We start from the raw sequence: 8,675 nt of genomic DNA on the forward strand, positions 1-8,675 counted from the left end.
GGTTTGCTTGGTCGCTAACCCACTTACCGGAGACCTCGCCACGTTCCGGCCACCGACACGCCGCCGCTCACCTCAACCTTTGAAACACGGGCTAGGCCGCGTGCCACGAGGTGCCGGTTCCGGCAGGAGCTGCCCGGCGGCGGGCCGCTGCCGGGCCGGGCACCGGCGCAGCTGCGCGCCACCGTGGACGTCGCCCTCTGCTCCTAGCGCCGCGGGGCGCCACCCCGGTCGTCGAACCCCCAGTCGTTCAGCACGGCCAGGCGTTCGACGACCGGCGTGAACGCCGCCGCGTGCTCCCGGGCGGCCGCCCGCGCGCGGGCGACCACCACGGGCGGCACCACCCCCTCGCCGCGGGCGGCGAGCAGGGCCGTCACCTCCCGCTGCGCTCCCAGCTCCTTCTCCGCGAGCGGGCCGGGTGGTGGTGGCGGCTCCCCGTACCGCACGACGACCGGCCGCCTGCCCATCACCTCGACGTCCAGCAGGCCCGCCACCGTGCGCAGCGTGTTCAGCGCGAGCACGGCGTTGGACGGGGATCGCCGCAGGGCGCCGGCCAGCGCGATGCCGACGAGGTCGAGGGACCGGTCGACGAGGAACTCGGCGCTGCCCGGGTCGTCCTCCTCGTCCTCGTCGAGGTCGTGACCCAGCTCGTCCAGCGCCTCCGCGCACCCGTCCGCCACGGGCTCGCCGGCGGCCGCCGCCCACGCGAGGTCCAGCGACGCCTCCACCCACGCCACCTGCTCCGGCGTCCCGAGGACGCGGCACAGCGGTGCCGCCCGCTCCGCGACCGCGGCGCAGATCACCAGCAGTTCCCCGGCCGAGGCGTCCGCCGGTCCCCGGGCTCCCGAATGGCCGTGCACTCCCGCTCCCCGCTCGAACGTCCCGCCGGGCAGGTGTCCCGGGGGCGCAAGACCAGGCCGACCGGGCGGCGTGGTCGCCGAACGGTCAGCGGTAGAGCCGGACGTCGGCCAGGCTCCACCAGTTCGGCGCGGCCGCGGTCGCCGTGATCCGGAGGTGCCGCGCGCTCGTGGGCGGCACGTCCACGGTGGTCAGCTGGCCGTTCGCGGCGCCCGCGCGCAGGGTGCGCCACGTGCGCCCGTCGTCACTGGCGGACAGCTCGTAGCCGCGCGCGAAGTCGCCCAGGTTGCCGCCGCTGTCCAGGGCGACCCGCCGGAAGGTCTTGCGCCCGCCCAGGTCGAGCTGGAGGTACTGGCCCGCGGCCTGCGCGGCGCCGCTGCTCCAGCGGGTGGAGGCGTCGTCGTCCACGGCCAGGCCCGGGTCCTCCCCGAGCGGTGACGTGGCCGTGGCGCCCGCCAGGGGCACCTGGTCCAGGGTGGTGCGCAGCGCCGCGCTGCGCGGCCAGGTGAACGTGGCCAGCGCGCCGCCCGGGAGGGTGTACTCGAAGGTGCGGCTGCCGACGGTGACCGCGAACGTGCGCGGGTCGTCGTTCTGGTTGTGCACGACCAGGGCGGTCGAGCCGTCGGGGTTGCGGAACGCGACGTCCATGACCTGGCCGTTCCAGCCGGTGGTGCCGAAGGAGGTGCTGGCGATGCGCCTCGCGCCCGGCTTCACGAACTTCGCCAGGTGGCCGATCGTGTAGTACTCGGCGTCCGCGGTGACCGAGCCGTCGGGCTGGACGGTGACCAGGCCGGTGCACGTGCCGCAGCCGCCGTTGTGCGGGCCGCCGGTGCTGTCCAGGGCGATGTTCCAGTTCACCGCCGAGCGCGCCCAGTTGCGGGTGGCGCCGATGACGACGTTGCGGGCGTGCCAGGTCAGCGTGTCGCGGAAGACCTTGGCGGGCGGGTCCGCGGCGCCCTTCGAGCCGGAGCACTCGGTGAACCAGATCCCCTTGTCCGGGAACGCCTCGTGCAGCGCGGTCTGGGCGCTCGGGTCGCCGTAGTAGCAGTGGAACGCGGTGCCCGCGACCCAGCGGGACGCCCGGCCGCGCAGCACCTCGTACGGGTAGTCGGTCTCGGGGTCGGAGCCGGGCGGGGTGGCGGCGACGTCGTTGGGGTGGGTGGCCCAGTTGTGGTCGTAGGCGAGGATCTTCGTGCGAAGGCCGGCGAGCCTGAGCTTCGGCCCCAGCGCCTCGATCACCTTCAGCTGCTGGGCGACCGGCATGTCCGTGCCGGGGTAGGCGTCGGGCGTGCGGTTCTGCGGCTCGTTCTGCACCGACAGGAAGTCGATCGGCACGCCCTCCGCCGCGTAGGCCTGGACGAACTTCACCAGGTACCGGGCGTAGGCGTCGTAGATCCGGGGGTCGTCCTCCAGCCGGCCGCCGACGAGCGAGCCGGTGGTCTTCATCCACGCGGGCGGGCTCCACGGCGTGCCCATGACCTTCAGCGCCGGGTTGAGCCGCTTGGCCTCGCGCAGCAGCGGCAGCACCCGCGCGCGGTCGCGGTCGATGGTGAAGTGCCGCAGGGCGAAGTCGGTCTGCCCGGCGGGGACGTCGTCGTAGGTGTAGTGCTCGGCCTCGGCGGTGAAGTCCGAGGAGCCGATCGGCTGGCGCAGGAAGCTGACGCCGATGCCGCGCACCGGGTCGAACAGGTCGCGCATGGTCTTCGCGCGCACGGCGGGCGGCAGGCCGGCGAGCAGGGCCGCCGACGAGTCGGTGATCGAGGCGCCGAAGCCGTCGACCGCCTGGTAGGCGCGGTCGGGGTCGACCACGATCGTCGGGTGCGTCGACGGCGCGGTGCCGAACGCGACGCGCGGGCGCTCGGCCAGCAGTTCGGACCGGTCGGCCGCGGTGACCCACACGCGGGCCTCCACGGCGCCCCGGTCGGGGCCCTTCGCCTGTGCGGCGACCGCGCCACCGCAGGTCAAGGCCACCGCGGTCGTGACCGCCGCCACGCCGCGCACGGTTCTCCTCATCAGCCACCCACTTCGTGTAACAAGAGAGCAATCACTGTGGAACAACTTGTTCCGGAATGGAACACGTCACCACCACCGCACGTCAAGGCCCAGGTCAGGAGTATGGTGATCACGTGGAGACCGATCGGCGACGTGCCAGGGTCCGCGACATCGCGGCGGAGACCGGCGTGTCCATCGCCACGGTGTCGCGCGTGCTCAACGACCACGTCAACGTCTCCCCGCGCACCCGGGAGCTGGTGCTCCGGGCCGTCGAGCGGCGGCGGGCCGAGGACGGCGGGCCGCGCACCGTGCACGTGCGGTGCCCGTACGTGCTCACCGACTACTTCGGCCTGATCGTCTCCTCGATCGCCGAGGCGCTGCGCCTGCACGGGGCGCGCGTGGTGCTGGACGCGGGCGAGGCGGCGCAGCACGCCGACACCCTCGACGGGCTGCCCGACGAGCCGGGCGTGGCCGGTGCGATCCTCGTCCTGCCGCCCGAGGACGGCGACCGGCTCGTGGCGCTGGCCCGGCGCGGTTTCCCGTTCGTCGTGGTCGACCCCCGCACGCCACCGCCGCCGGACGTCGCCGCGGTGTCCGCCGCGCACTTCTCCGGTGCCCGGGCCCTGACCGCGCACCTGGTCGAGCTGGGGCACCGGGACATCGGCGTGATCGCGGGCCCGGAGGAGTGGCTGGCGGGCGACGCGCGCACGGCGGGCCACCACGCCGCGCTGGCCAGGGTCGGCGTGCTGCCCGCGCCGGACCGGGTCCACCACGTCGAGCCCACCGCGGCCGAGGGCCTGCGGGCCGCGGGCGAGTTGCTGGACCGACCCGACCGGCCCACCGCGATCGCCTGCTTCAACGACAAGCTCGCCGTGGGCGCCCTGCACGCCGCGTTCGACCGTGGGCTGCGCGTGCCGGAGGACCTGTCCGTGGCGGGCTTCGACGACATCGACCTGAGCCGCGCCACGCGGCCCGCGCTGACCACGGTCCGCCAGCCGCTGCGGGAGATGGGCCGCCTCGCGGTCACCCAGCTGATGCGCGTCCTGGACGGCCACCGGCCCGAGGCGCTGCACCTGGAGCTGTCCACCACGCTGGTCGTGCGCGGTTCGACGGGGCCCGCGCCGGCGCGGCCCGGACCGCGGCCGTGACGGGAGCGCCCGGGGCCCGCGCCCTCCTCGACGGGATCGGCCGGCGCGTGGAAGCCTGCACGCGGTGCCCGCGGCTCGTCCGGTGGAGGGGCGAGGTCGCCGCGCGCCCGCCGGCCCGGTTCGCGGGCCAGGAGTACTGGGCGCGGCCGGTGCCGGGCTTCGGCGACCCGGGGGCGCGGATCTACGTGCTGGGCCTGGCGACCGCCGCGCACGGCGGCAATCGCACGGGGCGGGCGTTCACCGGGAACCCGACCGGGGACTGGGTGGTTCGGGCCCTGCACCGGGCGGGGCTGGCCGACCGGCCCACCTCCGAGCACCGCGGTGACGGGCTGCGGCTGACCGGGGTGTGGACCGGGTCGGCGGTGCGGTGCGCGCCGCCGGGCAACCGGCCGACCCCGGTCGAGCGGGACACCTGCTCGCGGTTCCTGTCCGAGGAGGTGGCGGCGCTGGGCGACCTGCGGGTGCTGGTGGCCCTGGGCGGCTTCGCGTGGGACGCCGCCGCGCGGTGGGCGGGCGCCCGGCCCAGGCCCCGGTTCGGGCACGGTGCCGAGTACCGCCCGGACGCGGGTCCGGTGCTGCTGGGCTGCTACCACCCGAGCCGGCAGAACACCAACACCGGGGTGCTGACCGAGGCGATGCTGGACGCGGTGCTGGCCAGGGCCCTGGACATCGCCCGCGCGACCCCCGATCGCCGAGCCCCCCTGCGGGGTCGGTGACGGGAGGCCGGGACGGCCCTCAGCCCGCGGCCGGGAGCAGGCCGGGCACCGCGGTGAACACGCCGTCCGGGTCGAAGCGCCGCTTGACCTCCAGCAACCGCGCGGTGTTGGGGCCGAACGCGGCCATCGCGCGCTCGTGGTCGTCGGGGCCGAGCAGGTTCGGGTAACCGCCGGGCAGCGCCGTCGGCTCCAGCTCCTCCACCAGCGCGTCCGCCCACTCGCGGTGGGCGCCGCCGCTGTCCGGGGAACCGGGCGCCCAGGTGGTGATGACCTCCAGCAGCACGTGCTCGTCCCGCAGCCCGAACGCGGTCGACGAGACGGGCACGCGGGTCGCCGCGCCGTGGAAGTGGTGCAGCGTCAGCGAGGACAGCGGCGACGTGACCCGCCGGGTGGCGTCGACCAGCACGTCGCACACGTCCTCGGTGAGCGCGGGCAACCACCGGTTCGTCACCGTGTTGTGCCTGCCGTCGACGACGTACGGGTCGAGCAGGCCGAGCTGCTCGGGCGCGGTCATCGGGCCCAACCGCGAGAACACCGGCGTGCCCAGCGACCGGATCCGCCGCAGGTACGGCTCGCCCGCCGCGTGGTTCCCGCTCCACGTCGGGTACAGCATGATCAGCGGGCTGCCGTCGGGGCCGCTGGAGAAGCCGCCGATGAGCGCCAGCTCGTCCGGCGACTCGGCGAGCAGCTCCCGGTAGCCGCGCAGCACGGCGGGCGCCTGCGCCAGCGGGAACATCGCCATGCCGGACAGCACGGTCGGGATCGGGTGCACCCGGTAGCGCAGGCCGGTGACGACGCCGAAGTTGCCGCCGCCGCCGCGCAGCGCCCAGAACAGGTCCGGGTTCTCCTCGGCGTCCGCGGTCACCGGTGTGCCGTCGGCCAGGACGACCTCCGCGCCCAGCAGGTTGTCCGCCGCGAGCCCGTGCGCGCCGAGCAGCGGTCCGTAGCCGCCGCCCAGCGTCAGCCCGGCGATGCCGACCGCGTTGGCCGTGCCGGTCACCGCGCGCAGCCCGTGCGCCGCCAGGGCCGCGGCGACCCCGCCCGCCAACGACCCGCCCTGGACCCGGGCGGTCCGCGCGCCGGCGTCGACGTCCACCCCGCGCATCGCGGAGAGGTCGAGCACCACGCCGCCCTCGCGGATCGCCCGACCGCCCCAGTCGTGGCCGCCGCCCCGGACCGACAGCGGCGCGCCGTGGTCGCGGGCGACCCGCACCGCGTCCGCCACGTCGGCCGCGTCCGCGCACCGCACGACCGCCGCCGGGCGCCGGTCCACCAGGCCGTTCCACACCCGCCGGCCGCGGTCGTACTCCGGTGAGCCCGGGACCAGCACGGGGCAGCGGACGACCGCCCGCAGGGCGTTGGCGACGGTGCGGGACGGGGAAGAGGTCGTGGTGGTCATCGGTCCTCCAACGGCGAGGGGGGATGTCCGGGACACTAGGGCCGGGATCCGGGGGTTGCCCACGGCGATCGCACGGAGTGCGTGGGCGGTCGACACCGGTCTGTCACCCGGAAGAGTGGTGCTTCCGGGCGCGGGCGCGGGTCGTCGGGACGACCTGCGCGAACGCCCCGGCCCAACCTGGTACTCGCGGTGCCACGACCAGTCGGTCCTGGTTCCCCCTTCGCGCGCGGCGCGATGCTGGGGGTCCACGTGACCGGAAGACCGGGGGTTCCCCATGGCCGACGAAGGCGGTGCCCTGCGCGACCGCAACACCGCGGCGGTGTCCGAGTTCCTCCGCCTGCTCGAAGAGGGCGACATCCCCGCGTGGATGGAGCTGTGGGCCGAGGACGCGGACCACTACTACCCGTACGGCACCCGGATGTTCCCCGCCCACATCGTCGGCAAGGCGGCGATCCACGAGCGGTGGAAGGGGATGCCGGACAACTTCTCCGAGCTGAGCTTCCCGATCAGGGAGGTGTGGGCGGACGGCGACACCGTGCTCGCCCGCTTCGACTCGGACCTGGTGCTCAAGGGCAGCGGAGAGGAGTACCACAACAGCTACCTCGGCGTCTTCAAGTTCGACGACGACGGGAAGTTGTACGAGTACTGGGAGTACTTCGACCCGATCCTCGCGGGTCAGGCGTTCGGCCTGCTCGACGTCACTTACCGGTAGCGGATCCAGGCAGCACGACACTCTAGGAGCAGTGCATGAGCACGGTCACCCTTTCCCGGCACGACGCCCGACGCGTGCTCGACGCCGCCCTCGCGCGCGCGGAGGAGCTGGGGGTCAGCGTCGCCATCTCGGTCGTCGACGACGGCGGCAACCTCAAGGCGTTCGAGCGGATGGACGGCGCGACGTTCCTCAACACCTCGTTGGCCACCGGCAAGGCGATCGCCGCGGCCGGCATCGGGATGTCCACAGAGGACTTCGTGCAGTTCGCGGCGGGCATCCCGCCGCTGCTGGCCGGCCTGTCCGCCCAGCCGGACGTCGTGATCCTGCCCGGCGGGGCGCCGATCACGATCGACGGCGTGGTCGTCGGTGCCGTCGGCGTGGCCGGCGGCAAGGGCGGCGAGGACCACCCGGTCGCGGAGGCCGGTCTGGTCGGCCTGGCCGCCGCAGCGGTCTGAGCACGACACCCGCGAGGAAGACGAGGTACTGGACATGAGCACGACCACGCAGACGGGCGAGGGGCACCCCCGCAGCACCGTGGCCCTGTTGGCGCTGGCGCTGGGAGCCTTCGTCATCGGCACGGCGGAACTCGTGATCGTCGGCATCCTGAACCTGGTCGCCGACGACCTGTCGGTGTCGGTGAGCACGGCCGGGCAGCTCGTCACGGCCTACGCGCTCGGCATCTCCGTCGGCGGTCCGATCGTGACCGCCCTGACCATCCGGTTCGGCCGCCGCACGCTGTTGTGGGCGTCGCTCGTGGTCTACATCGCCGGCAACCTGTTCGCCGTGTTCGCCGTCGGGTTCGGCGCGCTGCTGGCCGCCCGCCTGGCGACCGGCGCGGTCCACGGGCTGTTCATCGGCGTGGCGTCGACGATCGCCGCCGCGCTGGTGGCGCCGAACAAGCGCGGCCAGGCCATGGGCATGGTCTTCGGCGGCATCGCGGTGTCCACCGTCCTCGGCGTGCCGCTCGGCACGCTGATCGGCCAGGCGATGGGGTGGCAGGCGGCCTTCGCCGGCATCGTCGTCCTGGGCGTCATCGCGCTCACCGCGACGCTGCTGCTGGTGCCGCCGGTGCGGAGCGCCGCGCCCACCGGGCTCGGCGCGCAGGCGAAGTCGGCGTTCGCGGGCCGGGTGCTCGCCACGCTCGGGGTGGGCTTCCTGCTGCTGGGCGGGCAGTTCACCGTGCTGACCTACCTCGCGCCGTACCTGGAGGAGGTCACCGGCATCACCGGCTCGCTGATCAGCGCCTTCCTGCTCGCCTACGGCATCGCGAGCGCCATCGGCACGTTCTTCGGCGGCCGGTTCGCCGACCGCAGCGCGACGCGCACGCTGGTCGTCGCCAACGTGCTGCTGATCGTCGCGCTGGGCGGGCTCTACCTGCTGGGCGCGTCGCCGGTGTTCGCGACCGCGGCGCTGGCGCTGTGGGGCCTGGTCGGCTTCGGGCTCGTCCCGTCGCTCCAGCTGCGGGTCATCACGCTGGCCGGTCCGGGCGGCGACCTGGCCGCCACGCTGGGCGCCTCCGCGGTGAACGCGGGCATCGCCGTGGGCGCGGTGGCCGGTGGGCTGGCGCTGTCCTCCGGCGGCCCGAACGCGGTGGTCCTCACCGGCCTGGTCGTCTGCGCCGTGGTGCTGCCCGCCACGTGGGCGACCGGTCTGCTCAAGGTGCCGGGCGAGGCGCCGGCCGTCGGCACCACCGCCGGCGCCGCGGCGGACCCCGTCACCGCGTAGGCCCGCCGCGCGCACGGCCGAGGGGCCCCCCCCCCGCCCCCCGGTGGGGGGCCCGGACGAGGCCGCCCCCCGCGGGCGGGCGCCGGGGCGGGGCCCCGCCCCCACCCCCCCCCCGCCGCCCCCCCCCA

Annotated in this window: 8 protein-coding genes; 5 read left to right on the forward strand and 3 right to left on the reverse strand. The window is 75.1% G+C overall.

The window, feature by feature from the left end; translation table 11 throughout:
* Positions 1-203 precede the first annotated feature (203 nt).
* Both ACFV4N_RS35185 and ACFV4N_RS35190 read right to left on the reverse strand, forming a co-directional pair.
* On the reverse strand, positions 204-857 hold the full coding sequence (locus ACFV4N_RS35185) for a hypothetical protein (RefSeq protein ID WP_499676981.1): 654 nt from the start codon (positions 855-857) through the stop codon (positions 204-206).
* Positions 858-942: 85 nt separating this feature from the next.
* Entirely contained in the window at positions 943-2,868 is a 1,926-nt protein-coding gene (locus tag ACFV4N_RS35190) for a discoidin domain-containing protein (protein WP_499676982.1), read from the reverse strand.
* 113 nt (positions 2,869-2,981) lie between these two features.
* Between ACFV4N_RS35190 and ACFV4N_RS35195 the strand changes: the two genes are divergently transcribed.
* A complete protein-coding gene (locus ACFV4N_RS35195) occupies positions 2,982-3,995 on the forward strand; it encodes a LacI family DNA-binding transcriptional regulator (protein WP_499676983.1) in 1,014 nt (337 codons plus the stop codon).
* Positions 3,992-4,711 carry a uracil-DNA glycosylase gene (locus ACFV4N_RS35200; protein WP_499676984.1) on the forward strand — a complete coding sequence of 240 codons (720 nt, stop codon included), beginning with the start codon at positions 3,992-3,994 and terminating at the stop codon, positions 4,709-4,711. The genes ACFV4N_RS35195 and ACFV4N_RS35200 overlap by 4 nt, the downstream gene beginning before the upstream one ends.
* A gap of 19 nt (positions 4,712-4,730) precedes the next feature.
* Here ACFV4N_RS35200 and ACFV4N_RS35205 read toward each other — a convergent pair whose 3' ends face one another.
* Positions 4,731-6,110, reverse strand: coding sequence for an FAD-binding oxidoreductase (locus tag ACFV4N_RS35205; RefSeq protein ID WP_499676985.1), 1,380 nt, complete (start codon positions 6,108-6,110; stop codon positions 4,731-4,733).
* A 274-nt stretch (positions 6,111-6,384) separates the two neighbouring features.
* Here ACFV4N_RS35205 and ACFV4N_RS35210 point away from each other — a divergent pair, with 274 nt between their 5' ends.
* The 3 genes from ACFV4N_RS35210 to ACFV4N_RS35220 are packed head-to-tail and all read left to right on the forward strand — an operon-like array spanning position 6,385 to position 8,547.
* Positions 6,385-6,822, forward strand: coding sequence for a nuclear transport factor 2 family protein (locus tag ACFV4N_RS35210; RefSeq protein WP_499676986.1), 438 nt, complete (start codon positions 6,385-6,387; stop codon positions 6,820-6,822).
* A 35-nt stretch (positions 6,823-6,857) separates the two neighbouring features.
* Positions 6,858-7,277 (forward strand): GlcG/HbpS family heme-binding protein, encoded by a 420-nt coding sequence (locus ACFV4N_RS35215; RefSeq protein WP_499676987.1) that lies wholly within the window; start codon positions 6,858-6,860, stop codon positions 7,275-7,277.
* 34 nt (positions 7,278-7,311) lie between these two features.
* Positions 7,312-8,547 carry an MFS transporter gene (locus tag ACFV4N_RS35220; RefSeq protein ID WP_499676988.1) on the forward strand — a complete coding sequence of 412 codons (1,236 nt, stop codon included), beginning with the start codon at positions 7,312-7,314 and terminating at the stop codon, positions 8,545-8,547.
* Positions 8,548-8,675: the final 128 nt, after the last annotated feature.

Origin of the sequence: Actinosynnema sp. NPDC059797 (genome assembly GCF_042732085.1) — a bacterium.
Taxonomy (GTDB): domain Bacteria; phylum Actinomycetota; class Actinomycetes; order Mycobacteriales; family Pseudonocardiaceae; genus Actinosynnema.